General features: G+C 70.7%; 13 protein-coding genes and 1 tRNA gene. 11 read left to right on the plus strand and 3 right to left on the minus strand.

The genetic code is table 11. The features are described 5' to 3' along the window. Positions 1-131: 131 nt before the first annotated feature. Together ABD946_RS16505 and ABD946_RS16510 are read left to right on the plus strand one after the other, a co-directional pair. Positions 132-935: a HEAT repeat domain-containing protein gene (locus ABD946_RS16505; protein ID WP_345284257.1), complete on the plus strand. Its 804-nt coding sequence runs from the start codon at positions 132-134 to the stop codon at positions 933-935. Positions 936-1,147: 212 nt separating this feature from the next. Next, a complete protein-coding gene (locus ABD946_RS16510) occupies positions 1,148-2,761 on the plus strand; it encodes a cellulose binding domain-containing protein (protein ID WP_345284260.1) in 1,614 nt (537 codons plus the stop codon). Between the two features lie 99 nt (positions 2,762-2,860). On the opposite strand, the gene polA is transcribed toward ABD946_RS16510, so the two are convergent. Continuing rightward, positions 2,861-5,536: a DNA polymerase I gene (gene polA, locus ABD946_RS16515; RefSeq protein WP_345284359.1), complete on the minus strand. Its 2,676-nt coding sequence runs from the start codon at positions 5,534-5,536 to the stop codon at positions 2,861-2,863. A gap of 216 nt (positions 5,537-5,752) precedes the next feature. Between polA and ABD946_RS16520 the strand changes: the two genes are divergently transcribed. The 7 genes from ABD946_RS16520 to ABD946_RS16550 all read left to right on the plus strand — a co-directional run bounded on the left by ABD946_RS16520 (position 5,753) and on the right by ABD946_RS16550 (position 12,786). After that, the gene (locus ABD946_RS16520; protein ID WP_345284262.1) at positions 5,753-6,205 is read left to right on the plus strand and encodes a PaaI family thioesterase; all 453 of its coding nucleotides are present in this window, start codon (positions 5,753-5,755) and stop codon (positions 6,203-6,205) included. 109 nt (positions 6,206-6,314) lie between these two features. Then, on the plus strand, positions 6,315-6,953 hold the full coding sequence (locus ABD946_RS16525; RefSeq protein WP_345284264.1) for a Tat pathway signal sequence domain protein: 639 nt from the start codon (positions 6,315-6,317) through the stop codon (positions 6,951-6,953). A 288-nt stretch (positions 6,954-7,241) separates the two neighbouring features. After that, complete coding sequence (locus tag ABD946_RS16530) at positions 7,242-8,474, plus strand: branched-chain amino acid ABC transporter substrate-binding protein (protein WP_345284266.1); 1,233 nt, start codon at positions 7,242-7,244, stop codon at positions 8,472-8,474. A 119-nt stretch (positions 8,475-8,593) separates the two neighbouring features. Next, the gene (locus tag ABD946_RS16535; RefSeq protein WP_345284268.1) at positions 8,594-9,523 is read left to right on the plus strand and encodes a branched-chain amino acid ABC transporter permease; all 930 of its coding nucleotides are present in this window, start codon (positions 8,594-8,596) and stop codon (positions 9,521-9,523) included. Between the two features lie 7 nt (positions 9,524-9,530). Then, positions 9,531-11,216, plus strand: a complete 1,686-nt coding sequence (locus tag ABD946_RS16540) for a branched-chain amino acid ABC transporter permease (protein ID WP_345284270.1) — start codon at positions 9,531-9,533, stop codon at positions 11,214-11,216. An 8-nt stretch (positions 11,217-11,224) separates the two neighbouring features. Continuing rightward, positions 11,225-12,073 carry an ABC transporter ATP-binding protein gene (locus tag ABD946_RS16545; protein WP_345284361.1) on the plus strand — a complete coding sequence of 283 codons (849 nt, stop codon included), beginning with the start codon at positions 11,225-11,227 and terminating at the stop codon, positions 12,071-12,073. Beyond that, complete coding sequence (locus tag ABD946_RS16550) at positions 12,070-12,786, plus strand: ABC transporter ATP-binding protein (RefSeq protein ID WP_345284272.1); 717 nt, start codon at positions 12,070-12,072, stop codon at positions 12,784-12,786. Before ABD946_RS16545 ends, ABD946_RS16550 begins: the two co-directional genes overlap by 4 nt. 73 nt (positions 12,787-12,859) lie before the next feature. On the opposite strand, the gene ABD946_RS16555 is transcribed toward ABD946_RS16550, so the two are convergent. After that, entirely contained in the window at positions 12,860-13,513 is a 654-nt protein-coding gene (locus tag ABD946_RS16555) for an ANTAR domain-containing response regulator (RefSeq protein WP_345284273.1), read from the minus strand. A gap of 93 nt (positions 13,514-13,606) precedes the next feature. Between ABD946_RS16555 and ABD946_RS16560 the strand changes: the two genes are divergently transcribed. Then, positions 13,607-13,689, plus strand: a tRNA-Leu gene (locus ABD946_RS16560). 56 nt (positions 13,690-13,745) lie between these two features. Here the strand turns inward: ABD946_RS16560 and pyk are convergent. Further along, positions 13,746-15,176, minus strand: coding sequence for a pyruvate kinase (gene pyk, locus ABD946_RS16565; protein WP_345284274.1), 1,431 nt, complete (start codon positions 15,174-15,176; stop codon positions 13,746-13,748). A gap of 260 nt (positions 15,177-15,436) precedes the next feature. Here pyk and ABD946_RS16570 point away from each other — a divergent pair, with 260 nt between their 5' ends. Next, positions 15,437-16,492, plus strand: coding sequence for a hypothetical protein (locus tag ABD946_RS16570; RefSeq protein WP_345284276.1), 1,056 nt, complete (start codon positions 15,437-15,439; stop codon positions 16,490-16,492). Positions 16,493-16,531 lie beyond the last annotated feature (39 nt).

Genomic DNA, 16,531 nt, shown 5'->3' on the forward strand with positions numbered 1-16,531 from the left:
TACCCGGCAGACGGGAAGTCACCTCCCGCAGCGCGCAGTTCCTCGCGCCCCTGGGTCGCTGCCCTGCCGCCCCGTGCTGCCCCACCGAAAAGGACGGGCCGGGTCGCCGACGGGCCGTTAGCATCCGCGGCATGGCGACCTTCGTACACCTCAGTTCCGCGGCCAACGCCCCGAAGATCCGGCGGGCCGGGCTGCGGGCCGACAGTTGGGGGCAGGGCGGCGAGCGCGGGGTGTACTGCTTCCCGGTGCTGCCGTCGTTCGCCGTGACGCACCAGTGGCTGCGGGAGCTGGCCCGGCGCGGCACCCGGGGCGGCGGGATGGTGGCCGTGCACCTGCGCCTGGACGACGGACAGCCGGTGCTGGTCGGGCACTACCGGGACCGGGCGAAGAGCGCCCAGCGGACCGTGACGGCGGCCGAAGCGGTGCGCCGGGTACGGGAGTTGGGCGATCCGCTGGGGTGGGAGGTCTTCGTGCCCCGGGCGGTGACGGCCGGCGAGGTACGGCGGGTGCGGGCGGTGCCGCAGGGCGTGGGATGGCGGTACGCGCCCGGCGTCCACGGGACCCGGCCGTGCGTCTGCTTCGGCTGTCAGGGGCGTGGCGAGTACGGCGGGCGGCGGCTGCGCGAGCGGCTGGCGGATCCCTCGGACCTGCCCGGGCCGAAGGTGCCGGTGCTGCTGGAGCGGCTCGCGGCGGCCGGGGACCCGGGCGATCCGGCCGAACTGGGCCGACTGCTGCACTGGTTGGGCAAGCGGGGGCGCGGGCCCGTGGAGGCGGTGGCCCGGCTGGCGGAGCACCCCGACCCGGAGGTGCGGGAGGACCTGGTCTACGCGGTGGCGCGGTGGCGGACCCCGGGGGCGGCCGAGCTGCTGGACCGGCTGGCGGGGGACGAGGTGGCGGACGTGCGGGAGGCGGTGGCGTGGGCCCGCAGGGGCTGACCGGAACTCAACGGGGCCTTAAGGGAGTCGTAGCGGCAGGTCAAGCGGTGTCCGGCCAACTCGGCTCCGCTGCACGGAAGATGGCAAAGACTTCGCCTAACGGGCGGGTTTCCCATTGACGACCCGCATTGGTCTGGACCATCTTGTGGAGGCCGCGCGGCTGCCATCCCCCACCCCACGTTGAGGAGTACCCGCCCATGAGGCGCGTCGCCTTGCCCATCGCAGCCGCCACGGCCGCCGCCCTGACCGTCCCGCTCTCCGCGGTGGGAGCCCATGCCGAGGCCGGTGTGACCGGGGTGACCGCCACCTACGCGGTCACCTCCAACTGGCAGACCGGCTTCGAGGCCAGTTACACCGTCACCAATCACACCAACGCGTCCGTGGCCACCTGGGCGCTCTCCTTCGACCTGCCGGCCGGCGAGACCGTGACGGGTGCCTGGAACGGCACGCTCACCTCCGTCGCCGTCACCGGCGGGCGCCGGTACACCGTCACCCCGCCGAGCTGGGCCGGGCCGTTGGCGCCCGGGGCGACGGCGGCGGTGGTCGGGTTCGGGGTGAGCAACGGCTCCGCGCCGCAGACCGCTCCGGCCAACTGCACCGTGAACGACAAGCCCTGCGCCGGCCTGCCGGCCGACACCGCCGCACCGAGCGTGCCCGGCGGCCTGAAGGTCTCCGGCACCGGGCCGGGCAGCGTCTCGCTCGCCTGGAACGCCAGCACCGACGACCAGGGCGTGGCCGGCTACCACCTGCGGGAGGGCGGCGCAGTGGTGGCCACCGTGACCGGCACCACCGCGACGGTCGGCGGCCTGCTGGCCGGGAGCACCCACGTGTTCGGCGTCTCGGCCTTCGACGCGGCCGGGAACGAGTCGGCCGTCTCGGCGACCGTGTCGGCCGTGGCCGGCAGCGGGACGGCGGCGGGGGCCTCCGCCCCGTACGTGGACCTGGGCGCGTACCCGACGCCGAGCCTGACGGCGCTGTCGGCGGCGAGCGGGCTCAAGCAGTTCTCGCTGGCCTTCCTGATCAACGGGAGCCAGCCCTGCACGGCCAGTTGGTTCGGCGCCTTCGACCCGGCGAGCGGCTGGTACAAGCCGGAGATCGACGCCTTCCGGGCGGCCGGCGGCACCGTGCGCCCGTCCTTCGGCGGGGCCAACGGGACCGAGCTGGCGCAGTCCTGCACCACCGTGGCCGCGCTGGCGGCGCAGTACCAGAAGGTGGTCGACGTCTACGGGCTGGACCACATCGACTTCGACATCGAGGGCACCGCCGTCACCGAGAAGGCCTCGGTGGACCGGCGCTCGGCCGCCGTCGCCCAGGTGCAGGCGGCGCAGCGGGCCAAGGGGCGTGACCTGAAGGTCAGTCTGACGCTGCCGGTGCTGCCGAGCGGGCTGACGGCCGACGGGGTCTACGTGCTGCAGTCGGCGAAGAACGCCGGGCTCGCGGTGGACGTGGTCAACGCGATGGCGATGGACTTCGGGGACTGGGCCGCGCCGAGCCCGGCCGGGAAGATGGGCGCGTACGTGATCCAGTCCGGGCAGTCCACCCAGGCCCAGGTGCGGCAGGTGTGGCCGGAGCTGACGGCGGCCCAGGCGTGGGCGAAGACCGGGCTGACGCCGATGCTGGGGCAGAACGACACGCCCTCGGAGGTGTTCGGGCTCGCCGACGCCCAGCAGGTGGTGGCGTTCGCGCAGCAGAACCACCTGGGTGAGCTGGCGTTCTGGGAGATGACGCGGGACGCCAACGCGTGCACCGGGTCGCTGCCGAAGTGCACCAACGTGCCGCAGACGCCGTACCAGTTCTCGAAGCTGTTCGCGGCGTTCAACGGGTGAGCGCACCGGGGGCGCGAGGGCTGTTCGACCGGCAGTGCGGCGAGCCGCCTTCCGCATCGCGCAGTTCCTCGCGCCCCCGGGTGCGTACCTTCCGCAACCCTAGTGGGCCGCTTCCTCCCAGTTGGCGCCGATGCCGACGGAGACGTCGAGCGGGGCGCGCAACGGGTAGGCGGCGGCCATCTGTTCGCGGACCAGGGCCTCGACCTGCTCGCGCTCGCCCGGGGCGAGTTCGAGGACGATTTCGTCGTGGACCTGGAGGAGCATCCGGGTGGAGAGCTTCGCCTCGGTCAGCGCCCGGTCCACGTTGAGCATCGCGATCTTGACGATGTCGGCGGCGGTGCCCTGGATCGGGGCGTTGAGGGCCATCCGCTCGGCCATCTCGCGGCGCTGGCGGTTGTCGCTGGTGAGGTCGGGGAGGTAGCGGCGGCGGCCGAGCAGGGTCTCGGTGTAGCCGACTGCGCGGGCCTCCTCGACCACCCGGTGCAGGTAGTCGCGGACGCCGCCGAAGCGCTCGAAGTAGGTGTCCATCAGGCCCTGGGCCTCGTTCGGCTTGATGCCGAGCTGCTGGGAGAGGCCGTAGGCGGAGAGGCCGTAGGCGAGGCCGTAGGACATCGCCTTGATCTTGCGCCGCATCTCGGCGTCGACCGCCTCGGGAGCGACCTCGAAGACCTGGGAGGCGACCGTGGTGTGCAGGTCCTCGCCGGACTCGAAGGCCTCGATCAGCGCGGCGTCCTCGGAGAGGTGGGCCATGATGCGCAGCTCGATCTGCGAGTAGTCCGCGGTGAGCAGGGCCTCGTAGCCCTCGCCGACCACGAAGGCGCGGCGGATCTGGCGGCCCTCCTCGGTGCGGACCGGGATGTTCTGCAGGTTCGGGTCCTGCGAGGAGAGCCGGCCGGTGGCGGCCACCATCTGGTTGAAGGTGGTGTGGATCCGGCCCTTGGGCGAGACGGTCTTGAGCAGGCCCTCGACGGTGGTGCGCAGCTTGGCCTGGTCGCGGTGGCGGAGCAGGATGACCGGGAGCTCGTTGGTGGTCTGGGTGGCCAGCCAGGCGAGCGCGTCGGCGTCGGTGGTGTAGCCGGTCTTGATCTTCTTGGTCTTGGGGAGGGCGAGCTCGCCGAAGAGGATCTCCTGGAGCTGCTTGGGCGAGCCGAGGTTGAACTCGTGGCCGGCCGCGGCGTGCGCCTCGCCGACCACCCGCTGGATCTCGGCGGCGAACTGCGACTCGATGGTGGTGAGCCACTCGCGGTCGGCCGCGATGCCGGTGCGCTCCATCCGGGCCAGCAGCTCGGCGATCGGCAGCTCCATCTCGTGCAGCAGCTTCACGGCGCCGACCTGGGCGAGCCGGGTGTCGAAGTACTCGGCGAGGTCGAGCACGGCGCGGGCCTGGGCCATCAGGGCCTGGGCGCCGGCGGTGGGGTCGTGCTCGGGGGCGTCGAAGGAGAGCTGGCCGCTCTCGGCCACCTCGGCGGGGGCCAGCGAGCGGGCCAGGTACTCCTCGGCGAGCACGTCGAGGGTGAAGGTGCGCCGGCCCGGCTTGTCGAGGTAGGCGGCGAGCGCGGTGTCGGCGACCACGCCCTCGATCCGCCAACCGCGCTCGGCGAAGGCGCGCATCACCTGCTTGGCGATGTGCAGGGCCTTCGGGCGGGCCGGGTCGGCCAGCCAGGCGGCGAGGGCGCGCTCGTCGGCCTCGGCGAGCTCGGCCGGGTCGAACCAGGCGGCGGTCTCGCCGGTGGCCAGGGCGATCTGCTCGACCTCGCCGGAGCCGAGGGCCCACTGGTAGAGGGCGGCGACCGCGACGGTGCCGGCCGCGTGCTCGGCCAGCCAGGCGGCGAGCGCGCCCTCCTCGGTGAGCAGGGTGCCCTCGACGGCGATGCCGGGGGCGGGGGCCGCCTCGGCCTCGTCGGCGGGGGCCGGGTCGAGGGCGTAGACCCGCTCGCGGAAGTTGGGGTTGCGGAACTCCAGCGACTCCAGCAGCTGGCCGACCGCCTCGCGGTCGAACGCCTGACGCGCCAAGTCGTCGACGGCGAGCGGGAGTTCGACGGTGCGGACCAGCTCGGTGAGCACCCGGTTGCGCTTGACCGAGTCGAGGTGCTCGCGGAGCTTCTCGCCGATCTTGCCCTTGACCTCGTCGGCCCGGGCGACCAGCTCGTCGAAGGAGCCGTAGAGGTTGACCCACTTCGCGGCGGTCTTCTCGCCGACGCCGGGGATGCCGGGCAGGTTGTCCGACGGGTCGCCGCGCAGGGCGGCCAGGTCGGGGTACTGACTCGGCGTCACGCCGTACTTCTCGGCGACCTTCTCCGGGGTGTAGCGGGTCAACTCCGAGACGCCCTTGGTCGGGTAGAGCACGGTGACGTGCTCGGTGACCAGCTGCAGCGAGTCGCGGTCCCCGGTGACGATCAGCACGTCGTAGCCGGCCGCCTCGGCGGCGGTGGCCAGGGTGGCGATGATGTCGTCGGCCTCGAAGCCCTCGACGGACATCCGGGAGACGTGCATCGCGTCGAGCAGCTCGTGGATCAGGCCGATCTGGCTCTTGAACTCGTCCGGCGTCTTGGCCCGGTTCGCCTTGTAGTCGGGGAACTCCTCGGAGCGGAAGGTCTTCCGGGAGAGGTCGAAGGCGACCGCGAGGTGGGTCGGCCGCTCGTCCCGCACCGTGTTGGCGAGCATCGAGGCGAAGCCGTAGATCGCGTTGGTGGTCTGGCCGGTGACGGTGGAGAAGTTCTCCGCGGGCAGCGCGAACCAGGCCCGGTAGGCCATGGAGTGCCCGTCGAGCAGCATCAGCCGGGGACGCTCCCCGGGGCTCGCCGCTGCCTTGTCCGTACTCTGCGTAGCCACGTCCACGTCCGTTCCTGCCGATTGCTCTGCCACTGACCGATCCTATGGCCCGGCGGGGACATCCCCGTGTCGCCGCGAGCGGGCGGTCGTACGATCACGGGAGCACCACCGCAGCACCACGACGTGATCTCGCAGTGACCCTCGAACGGCAGGAGCACCATGACCGACGCGGCCCCGATCCTGAACGTCCCGCAGGACGTGCTCGACCACTTCGCCAAGCTGGGCGTCGACCCCTCCACCTTCAGCGGCGGCCACCTCGGCGACCGGCTGGGGATCAAGGTGGTGGAGGCCAGCGCGGACCGGGTGGTCGGCACCATGCCGGTGGAGGGCAACCAGCAGCCGTACGGGCTGCTGCACGGCGGGGCCTCGGCGGCGCTGGCCGAGACGCTGGGTTCGATCGGCGCGATGCTGCACGCCGGCCCCGGCCGGTACGCGGTCGGGGTGGACCTGAACGCGACTCACCACCGGTCCGCCACCTCGGGGTTGGTGACGGGCGTGGCCACCGCGGTGTTCAAGGGACGGACCGCGGCCACCTACGAGATCGCGATCACGGACGACACCGGCAAGCGGATCACCAGCTGCCGGCTGACCTGCATGCTCCGCGACCTCTGACCGCACGAGCCCCCGCACGTCCGCGCGCTCTTCCCGCGCGCCCCCCACGCCCCCTTGTTTGGCACCTGTCCGCACCGGGCAGGAAGCTGCCGGACGAGGGGGCGCTGGCATGTCCGGGGACGGGCTCGGGCCGTTGGAGGCCGGGGACGGCACGGTGCGGACCGAGGGCGGTCCGACCGGCCGACTGGCGCGCGCGCAGCGGGAGTTGGGGCTCCGGCGGCGGTACGCGCTCCTGGCCCTCGCGGTCGCCGTCGTCGCCCTGCTGGTCTTCCGCGCGCTGGAGCGCGACCCGCCCGCCCGGGCCGCACCGCCGCCGGTCCCGTACCCGGCCCAGGTAACCAGGCTGACGGTGACGGCCGAGGGGCGGGCCGAGGGCAGGCACCTGCTGGTGTCGGCCGAGCTCCGGGTGGAGGGGGACGCCCCGGTGGACCTGCTGGCGGTGGGCCAGCCGTACCCGGGGATCAGCCTCGCGGTGCGGGGCGGACTGCCGCTCACCGCGGCGGCCGGACGGCCGCTGCTCCTGCGGCTCGAGTACGACCTGACGGACTGTTCGACCGTACCCATCGGAGTGGGACTGCCCTACATCGATGTAACGCTGCGTAACACCCGCGCAATCCAGACGGTGAGTCAGATCCCGGGGGCGGTTTACTCCGAATCACTGGCCCACTGGCTCGGATCGGCCTGCCGAAGTTCCGATATCCGGACGGCTCCGGCCGAAACCGTCTCTCCGGACGGCGGCGTCCGATAACCGGACGGATCGCCGACCACCTGCATTTCTGGCGGCAATTCAGGTCCACGGACGGGTCAAGCTCCTGTCAAGGACCCGGGAACAGTGGGCGAACGACCACCATGTGAGATTAATCCGCCGTGTCCTCATAACAAGAGAATCACAGCCTGTCCGCACCCCTGCCCGAGCCGCGAAATGCGCTCTAGAGTCACGGCCAGTCACCGCGCCACACAATCGGGCCTGGCCCCAGCGCGCGACGAGCACCCCGTCACATCCGGCCCGGTGCTTTTCCTCAGAAAGGGAACCCTCGTGCGTAATCGTTCACTGCTTGTCGTGAGCATCGCGGTCGCCGGAGCGCTCACGGTCTCCGCCTGCGGCTCGCGCGGTGAGAAGAAGGCCGAAGAAGGCGCCGCCGGCGGCAGCGTCAAGGTCGTCATCGGTGTCGACGCGCCCCTGACCGGCAAGCTCTCCGCCCTCGGCCTCGGCATCAAGAACTCCGCCGACCTCGCGGTGAAGAAGGCCAACAAGGACAAGACCGTCCCCGGCGTGACCTTCGAGCTGGAGGCCCTGGACGACCAGGCCAACCCGTCCTCGGGCCAGCAGAACGCCACCAAGCTGGTCGGCAACAAGGACGTCCTCGGCGTCGTCGGCCCGCTCAACTCCGGTGTCTCGCTGACCATGCAGAGCGTCTTCAACGACGCCAAGCTGGCCCAGGTCTCCCCCGCCAACACCAACCCGCAGCTGTCCCTCGGCGCGGACTGGGGCAAGCAGAGCTTCAAGCGCATGTACGCCTCGTACTTCCGCACCGCCACCACCGACGTGGTGCAGGGCAAGTTCGCCGCGCAGTACCTCTACAACGACGCCAAGAAGACCAAGGTCTTCGTCATCGACGACAAGAAGACCTACGGCGCCGGCCTCGCGAACATCTTCCTGGAGGAGTTCAAGAAGCTGGGCGGCCAGGTCGTCGGCACCGAGCACATCAACCCCGACGACAAGGACTTCTCCGCGGTCGCGACCAAGGTCAAGTCCTCCGGCGCCGACTCGGTCTACTACGGCGGCGAGTACCCCGAGGGCGGCCCGCTCAGCGGCCAGATCAAGAAGGCCGGCGCCACCGTCCCGGTCTTCGGCGGTGACGGCCTCTACGACGACGAGTTCATCAAGCTCGCCAACGGCCAGGCCGAGAACGACCTCGCCACCTCGGTCGGCGCCCCGGTCGAGCAGCTGGACTCCGCCAAGGCCTTCATCGAGGGCTACAAGGCGGCCGGCTACCCGGAGCCGTACGCGGCCTACGGCGGCTACTCCTACGACGCCGCCTGGTCGATCGTCGAGGCCGTCAAGGCCGTGGTCGCGGCCAACGGCGGCAAGCTCCCGTCCGACGCCCGCGCCAAGGTGATCGACGCGCTCGGCAAGGTCTCCTTCGAGGGCGCCACCGGCAAGGTCTCCTTCGACCAGTACGGCGACACCACCAACAAGCAGCTGACCGTCTACCAGGTCAAGGACGGCAAGTGGGCCGCCGTGAAGAGCGGCACCTACACCGGCTGAACCGGCTGAACCGGTCCGGCTTCTGACGCCGGGTCACCAGAGTCACACCATGCAGCACCCGGGCGGGGGCGCCAACAGCACCCCCGCCCGTCCCATACCCCACACCACGGAGGCCTGCGGTGCACGAACTGCCGCAAAACCTGGCCAACGGCCTGATGCTCGGGCTGATGTACGGCCTGATCGCCGTCGGCTACACGATGGTCTACGGCATCGTCCAGCTGATCAACTTCGCCCACGGCGAGATCTTCATGGTCGGCGGCTTCGGCGCGCTGACCGCATACCTGCTCCTGCCGTCCGGCACCTCGCTCTGGCTGGCCCTGCCCCTGATGATCGTCGGCGGCGTGATCGTCTCCGTCCTGGTCGCGACCGGCGCCGAGCGCCTGGCGTACCGGCCGCTGCGCACCGCACCCCGGCTCGCCCCGCTGATCACCGCGATCGGCCTCTCGATCACCCTCCAGCAGGTGGTCTGGCGCTTCTACCCCGACGCCAAGAAGGCCCGCACCTTCCCGCACTTCCAGGGCGACGCGATCGACCTCGGTGCCTTCACCCTGCAGCGCAACGACCTCTTCCTGCTGGTCGCCGCCCCGCTCTGCATGATCATCCTGGGCGCCTTCGTCCGGATGACCCGCACCGGCCGCGCCATGCAGGCCACCTCGCAGGACCCGGACACCGCCAAGCTGATGGGCATCAACACCGACCGGATCATCGTGGTCGCCTTCGCGATCGGTGCCGCGTTCGCCGCCATCGCCGCGGTCGCGCACGGACTCCGGTACGGCCAGGTCGAGTTCACCATGGGCTTCATCGCCGGACTCAAGGCCTTCACCGCCGCCGTGCTCGGCGGCATCGGCAACATCTACGGCGCCATGCTCGGCGGCCTGGTGCTCGGCGTCGCCGAATCGCTGGCCACCGCCTACATCCAGCACGTCCCCGGCCTCGACCAGCTCGGCGGTGCCAGCTGGGCCAACGTCTGGGCGTTCGTACTCCTCATCGTCGTGCTCCTGGTGAGACCACAAGGTCTGCTGGGCGAGCGCGTCGCAGACCGGGCGTGAGGCCGCGATGACCACCACCTTCCTCCCCGCTCCCGTCGCCCGCGCCGTCACGGCCGCCGGCGCCGTGCTCACCGCCGCCTCGTCCATGCTCGCCTGGACCTGGACCGACGAGTTCCCCGGCGACCTCACGTACGACTTCTCCCCGGCCGGCCTGCAGTGGGTCGCCCTCGGCTCCGGCCTGGTGACGCTGCTCTTCGTGCTCGCCTCCTACGGCGTGCGCGGCCTGCAGTGGCTCGTCCCGGCCGGCTCCGCCTGGCCGCTGCGGCTGCTCGCCCTGGGCGCCGTACTGAGCTCCTGGCTCTCGGTCACGATGATCTCCTACCAGCTCGGCGGGCTGGCCAACCTGGAGCCCGGCGGCTGGGTGCTCGCCGTCGGCTCGCTGCTCACCCTGGCCGCCTTCGCGCTGCCGGAGGACCGACGCCCCGTCAGCGCCCCCAAGCCGCTGAGCTCCTGGGCCGAGGTCCTGGTGATCGTCGCCGTCTTCGCGGTCGGCCTGCTGCTGTTCGCCTTCGGCATCGGCGCCGAGAAGGAGCTGTTCTCCAGCTACCTGTTCGCCGTGGTGCCCAGCGCGATCGCGCTGGCCCAGGCCGGACTGCTGCGCCGCTTCAGCGCCCTGACGGCCCGTCACCGCGCGGTCACCACCGCCGGGGCCTTCGCCGCCGCGGCCGCCTTCCCGTTCACCCAGTCCAGCGAGCTCTACATCCTGGTCGGGGTCAACATCCTGGTCTTCGCCACGGTGGCGCTCGGCCTGAACGTCGTGGTCGGCCTCACCGGTCTGCTCGACCTCGGCTACGTCGCCTTCCTCGGCGTCGGCGCCTACGCCGCCGCCCTGGTCTCCGGCTCGCAGTTCTCGGTCTTCCGGGGCTGGCAGGCGCCGTTCCCGCTGGCCGTGCTGATCGGCGCGGTCGCCGCCCTGGTCTTCGGCGTGCTGATCGGCGCCCCGACCCTGCGGCTGCGCGGCGACTACCTCGCCATCGTCACGCTGGGCTTCGGCGAGATCTTCCGGATCGCCATGAACAACATGGACGGCACCTCCGGCCCGAGCATCACCAACGGCCCGAACGGCATCGGCGCGATCCCCCAGGTCAACATCCTGGGCTTCGACTTCGGCCAGCCGCACGACCTGTTCGGACTCGAGGTCGGCAAGTTCTCCAACTACCTGCTGCTGATGCTGGCCGTCACCGCGATCGTGGTGCTGGTCTTCAGCCGGGTCTCCGACTCCCGGATCGGCCGCTCCTGGGTCGCCATCCGCGAGGACGAGACCGCCGCCGAGGCCATGGGCATCAACGGCTTCCGGGTCAAGCTGATCGCCTTCGCGCTCGGCGCCACCCTGGCCGGCATGGCCGGCGCCGTCCAGGCCCACGTGCAGAGCGCCGTGACCCCCGAGGTCTACGTCTTCGCCGGGCCCGTCCCGCCGAACTCGGCCTTCCTGCTCGCCGCCGTCATCCTCGGCGGCATGGGCACCATCAGCGGCCCGCTGCTCGGCGCCAGCCTGCTCTACCTGATCCCGGCCAAGCTGGAGTTCCTGAAGGACTACCAGCTGCTGGCCTTCGGCGTCGCCCTGATCCTGCTGATGCGCCTGCGCCCGGCCGGCCTGGTCGCCGGACGCCGCCAGCAGCTGGAGTACGAGAGCGCCGACATCCCCGCCCAGGCCACGCCCGGCGACACCGTCCTCACCAAGGCAGGGGCGTGAACACCCAGATGAGCACCACCACCACGACCGAGACGGTGCTGGACGCCCGCGGCGTCACCATGAAGTTCGGCGGCCTCACCGCCGTCAACAACGTGGACCTCACCGTCAACGCGGGTGAGATCGTCGGTCTGATCGGCCCCAACGGCGCCGGCAAGACCACCTTCTTCAACTGCCTGACCGGCCTGTACGTCCCGACCGAGGGCACCGTCAGCTACAAGGGCACCGTGCTGCCGCCCAAGCCGCACCTGGTGACCCAGGCCGGCATCGCCCGCACCTTCCAGAACATCCGGCTGTTCGCCAACATGACCGTGCTGGAGAACGTCCTGGTCGGCCGGCACAGCCGCACCAAGGAGGGCCTGTTCTCGGCCATCCTGCGCGGCCCCGGCTACCACCGGGCCGAGGCGGCCAGCCGCCAACGGGCCATGGAGCTCCTGGAGTTCACCGGCCTGGCGGCCAAGGCCGACCACCTGGCCCGCAACCTGCCCTACGGCGAGCAGCGCAAGCTGGAGATCGCCCGCGCGCTGGCCAGCGACCCCGGCCTGCTGCTGCTGGACGAGCCGACCGCCGGCATGAACCCCCAGGAGACCAACGCCGCCGAGGAGTTGGTGTTCGCCATCCGCGACCTCGGGATCGCGATCCTGGTGATCGAGCACGACATGAAGTTCATCTTCAACCTCTGCGACCGGACGGCCGTCCTGGTGCAGGGTCAGAAGATCGTCGAGGGCGACAAGGAGACCGTCCAGGGCGACGAGCGGGTCATCACGGCCTACCTCGGCGCACCCCTGGAGACCGCCACCGACACCACTGGTTCCACCAGCACCACCGGCACCGACTCGCAGGCGGGAGACGCCGAATGACCGCGCTGCTCGAGGTCCAGGACCTCCGCGTCGCCTACGGCAAGATCGAGGCCGTCAAGGGCATCAGCTTCACCGCGAACCAGGGCGAGGTCACCACCCTGATCGGCACCAACGGCGCCGGCAAGACCACCACCCTGCGCACCCTCTCCGGCCTGCTCAAGCCGACCGGCGGGACCATCACCTTCGACGGGCAGCCGCTGGGCTCCGTCCCCGCGCACAAGATCGTCGCGCTCGGACTGGCCCACTCCCCCGAGGGCCGGCACATCTTCCCGCGGATGACCATCGAGGAGAACCTCCTCCTCGGTGCCTTCCTCCGCAAGGACACCGCCGGCATCGCCGAGGACGTGGAGCGCGCCTACACGCTCTTCCCGATCCTCGGCGAGCGCCGCAAGCAGGCGGCCGGCACGCTCTCCGGCGGCGAGCAGCAGATGCTCGCCATGGGGCGCGCCCTGATGTCCCGTCCGAAGCTGCTGATGCTGGACGAGCCCTCCATGGGCCTGTCCCCGCTGATGATGCAGAAGATCATGGCCACCATCGTCGAGCTCAAGGCGGCCGGCACCACCATCCTGCTGGTGGAGCAGAACGCGCAGGCCGCGCTCTCGCTCTCCGACCGGGGCTACGTGATGGAGATCGGCAAGATCGTCCTCACCGGCAGCGGCCGCGAGCTGCTGGGCAACGACGAGGTCCGCAAGGCCTACCTCGGCGAGGACTGACCCCCCGTCACGGCGAAGGCCCGCCCCTCCTCGGAGGGGCGGGCCTTCGCCGTGCTTGCCGCGGGGCCGGGGCTCAGGCCTCGGCCGCCTCGGCCTTCTTCTTGTCCTGGGCGTGGCCCTCCTCGATCACGGCCTCCGCGACGGCGGCCATGGTCATCCTGCGGTCCATCGAGGTCTTCTGGATCCAGCGGAAGGCGGCGGGCTCGGTCAGGCCGAACTTGGTCTGCAGGACGCTCTTGGCACGGTCCACCAGCTTCCGGGTCTCCAGGCGCTGGGTGAGGTCGGCGATCTCCTCCTCCAGCGTGCGCATCTCGGTGTAGCGGGAGACCGCCATCTCGATCGCGGGGACCAGGTCGCTCTTGCTGAACGGCTTCACGATGTAGGCCATCGCCCCGGCGTCCCGGGCCCGGTCCACCAGCTCGCGCTGCGAGAACGCGGTCAGCATCAGCACCGGCGCCAGGTGCGCCTCGTGGATCTGCTCGGCCGCCGAGAGCCCGTCCAGCACCGGCATCTTGACGTCCAGGATGGCCAGGTCGGGCCTCAACTCCTCGACCAGCTTCACGGCGGTGGCGCCGTCCCCGGCCTCACCGACGACGGTGTAGCCCTCCTCCTCGAGCATCTCCTTCAGGTCGAGGCGGATCAGCGCCTCGTCCTCGGCGATGACGATGCGGGTGATCTGGGGCGAGTCGGTGTCAAGCGGCTGTGCCTGCTCGTCGGCGGTGCTCACGGGGCTCCTCGTTCCGGCGGGGTGCTGCATGGACGAGCCTACCTAGCTGCACCAGAAGGCGCGCACAGGGTATCCTTCTGAGCGCTCACCCCCGCCGGGTTGGTGGAACGGCATACACGGATGTCTCAAACACATCTGCCCGAAAGGGCTTGCGGGTTCGAATCCCGCACCCGGCACAGCTGAGGGCGGGGCGCGGCCCGATGGCCGCGCCCCGCCCTTTTCGGACGTCGGGTCAGTTGTCGAGTTCACCCACGTGGTGGACGCGGACGAGGTTGGTGGAGCCGGCCAGGCCGGGCGGGGAGCCCGCCGTGATGACCACGATGTCACCCTTCTGGCAGTGGCCCAGGGAGAGCAGTGCGGCGTCCACCTGGGCGACCATCTCGTCGGTGGTGGCCGCGAACGGGCCCAGGAAGGTTTCGGCACCCCAGGTGAGGGCGAGCTGGCCCTGGACGGCCGGCTCGTAGGTGAAGGCCAGCACCGGGATCGGTGAGCGGTAGCGGGTGAGGCGGCGCGCGGTGTCGCCGGACTGGGTGAAGGCGATCAGGTACTTGGCGCCCAGGAAGTCGCCGATCTCGGCCGCCGCGCGGGCGACGGCGCCGCCCTGGGTGCGCGGCTTGTTGGAGTCGGTCAGCGGCGGCAGGCCGGCCGCGAGGACGTCGTCCTCGACGGCGCTGATGATGCGGGCCATGGTGCGGACGGTCTCGACCGGGTACTTGCCGACGGAGGTCTCGCCGGAGAGCATCACCGCGTCGGTGCCGTCCAGGACGGCGTTGGCCACGTCGGAGGCCTCGGCCCGGGTGGGCCGGGAGGCGTTGATCATCGAGTCCAGCATCTGGGTGGCGACGATGACCGGCTTGGCGTTGCGCTTGGCGAGCTTGACGGCCCGCTTCTGCACCAACGGCACGTCCTCCAGGGGCATTTCGACCCCGAGGTCGCCGCGGGCGACCATGATGCCGTCGAAGGCGTCGACGATGGACTCGAGGTTCTCCACCGCCTGCGGCTTCTCGATCTTGGCGAGGACGGGCACCAACCGGCCCTCCTCCGCCATGATCCGGCGGACGTCCTCCGCATCGGCCCCGCTTCGCACGAACGAGAGGGCGATGAGGTCGGCACCGGTCCGCAGGGCCCAGCGCAGGTCGGCGACGTCCTTGTCGCTGAGCGCGGGGACCGAGACGGCGATGCCGGGGAGGTTGAGTCCCTTGTGGTCGGAGATCAGCCCGCCCTCCAGGACGGTGCAGCGGACCCGGGGGCCGGCGACCTCGGCGACCTCCAGGCAGACCCGGCCGTCGTCGACCAGGATGCGTTCACCGGGCCGGACGTCGTCGGCCAGCCCGTCGTAGGTGGTGCCACAGGTGTCGCGGTCGCCGACCACGCCCTCCTCGACGGAGATGGTGAACTCGTCACCGCGTTCGAGGAGTACGGGACCTTCGGCGAAGGTGCCCAGTCGGATCTTCGGACCCTGGAGGTCGACCAGGACCCCGACGCTGCGGCCGGTCTCCTCGGAGGCCTTGCGGACCCGGCGGTACCGCTCCTCGTGTTCCGATTGGGAGCCGTGGCTGAGATTGAAGCGGGCGACGTCCATACCGGCGTCGACCAGGGCCTTGATCTGCTCGTACGAGTCGGCGGCAGGCCCGAGGGTGCAGACGATTTTTGCTCGGCGCATGGCTGAGAGCCTAAACATTACCGGCACGTAACTTTGCCGTTCCGGCCGACCTCACCATGGCGGTTGTCGAACGATTCGGTGAACGACGTGACACATCGTTAGTTCTCGGACCGTGAGGCCGAGTTGGTGCTGACGTACCGGAACCGATGCGGTTCCGTGAAGGCTTGTTCACCCCCGGTTCACCCTCGGTTCGGGTGCCGCTCCCGACTTGGCGGGAATCTCAAGGTCCTGAAGTGCCGCTGGTGGGGGAAGGGTTGACGATGAGAGGACGAGTCATCGGCGTACTTGCGGCGCTGGTGCTGCTGGGCGGGGTGGCATTCGCGCTGCTCCGTCCGGAATCCGGACCGGGGCTCGCCGAAGTGCGGATCCTGATCGGTTCGGAGAAGGCGGAGTTCTTCAACGACCCCGAAGTGGCCGCCGAGTTCCGGGCCAAGGGGTTCGAGGTGAAGAGCCAGACCATCGGCTCCTGGTCGATGGCGAACGCGAAGCTGGACGGCTACGGAATGGTCTTCCCGGCCAGCCGGGGGCCGGCCGAGGAGGTGGCCAAGAAGCGCGGCATCACCACCGAGCCGGTCCGGCCGTTCTACTCGCCGCTGGTGGTGATCGCGCGTCCGAACGTGGCCGCCCTGCTGGTCGACAAGGGCTACGCCACCCACAAGGACAACCAGGCCTGGAAGTTGGACATGGCCAAGTACCTGGAGGCCGTGGGCAACGACGTCCGATGGGACAAGATCAAGGAGCCGCAGGTCATCCCGGAGCTGGCCGGCGACCTCTACGTGACCAGCACCGACCCGGCCACCTCCTCCTCCGGTGCGCTCTACCTGGCCGCGGCCGCCTACGTGAAGAACGGCAACCGGGTGGTCTCCGACGCCGCCGGGGTGCAGGCCGTCGCCCCGCTGCTGCGCAAGCTGACGGCCAAGCAGGGTGACCAGAAGACCAGTTCGGACGGCCCCTTCAAGGACTTCCTGAGCGGGGTCGGCAATCCCCTGGTGCTGACCTACGAGTCCCAGGTGGCCTCGCTGGTGGCGCACGGGACCACGGTGAAGGACCTGGTGGTGCTCTACCCGGACACCACCGTTTCGAGTGACCACACGGCGGTCGCCTTGACGCCGGACGGGCAGAAGATCGCCGAACTGCTGCGGGACGACCCGAAATTGATCAACCTGGCGGCGCTGCACGGCTTCCGCCCGCAGGCCGACCCCGGGGCGTTCGCCCGGGCGCTCAAGGAACCGAACCCGACCACGGCCTTCGTGCCGGGGCTGTCCGAGGCCGGGATCGTGCAGGCCCAGCCGCCGACGGTCGAGGTGCTGGCCTAGCTGGTCGACGCCGCCAAGGGGAAGTGAGGCAGGGGATGA

The sequence above is a fragment of the Kitasatospora albolonga genome (assembly GCF_039535905.1).
Lineage (GTDB): Bacteria > Actinomycetota > Actinomycetes > Streptomycetales > Streptomycetaceae > Kitasatospora > Kitasatospora albolonga.

Coding starts and splice junctions, on each gene's coding strand:
- ABD946_RS16505 (WP_345284257.1), top strand. CDS start 132: ATGGCGACCTTCGTACACCTCAGTTCCGCGGCCAACGCCCCGAAGATC.
- polA (WP_345284359.1), bottom strand. CDS start 5,536: ATGCTGCTCGACGGGCACTCCATGGCCTACCGGGCCTGGTTCGCGCTG.
- ABD946_RS16520 (WP_345284262.1), top strand. CDS start 5,753: ATGACCGACGCGGCCCCGATCCTGAACGTCCCGCAGGACGTGCTCGAC.
- ABD946_RS16525 (WP_345284264.1), top strand. CDS start 6,315: ATGTCCGGGGACGGGCTCGGGCCGTTGGAGGCCGGGGACGGCACGGTG.
- ABD946_RS16540 (WP_345284270.1), top strand. CDS start 9,531: ATGACCACCACCTTCCTCCCCGCTCCCGTCGCCCGCGCCGTCACGGCC.
- ABD946_RS16545 (WP_345284361.1), top strand. CDS start 11,225: ATGAGCACCACCACCACGACCGAGACGGTGCTGGACGCCCGCGGCGTC.
- ABD946_RS16550 (WP_345284272.1), top strand. CDS start 12,070: ATGACCGCGCTGCTCGAGGTCCAGGACCTCCGCGTCGCCTACGGCAAG.
- pyk (WP_345284274.1), bottom strand. CDS start 15,176: ATGCGCCGAGCAAAAATCGTCTGCACCCTCGGGCCTGCCGCCGACTCG.
- ABD946_RS16570 (WP_345284276.1), top strand. CDS start 15,437: ATGAGAGGACGAGTCATCGGCGTACTTGCGGCGCTGGTGCTGCTGGGC.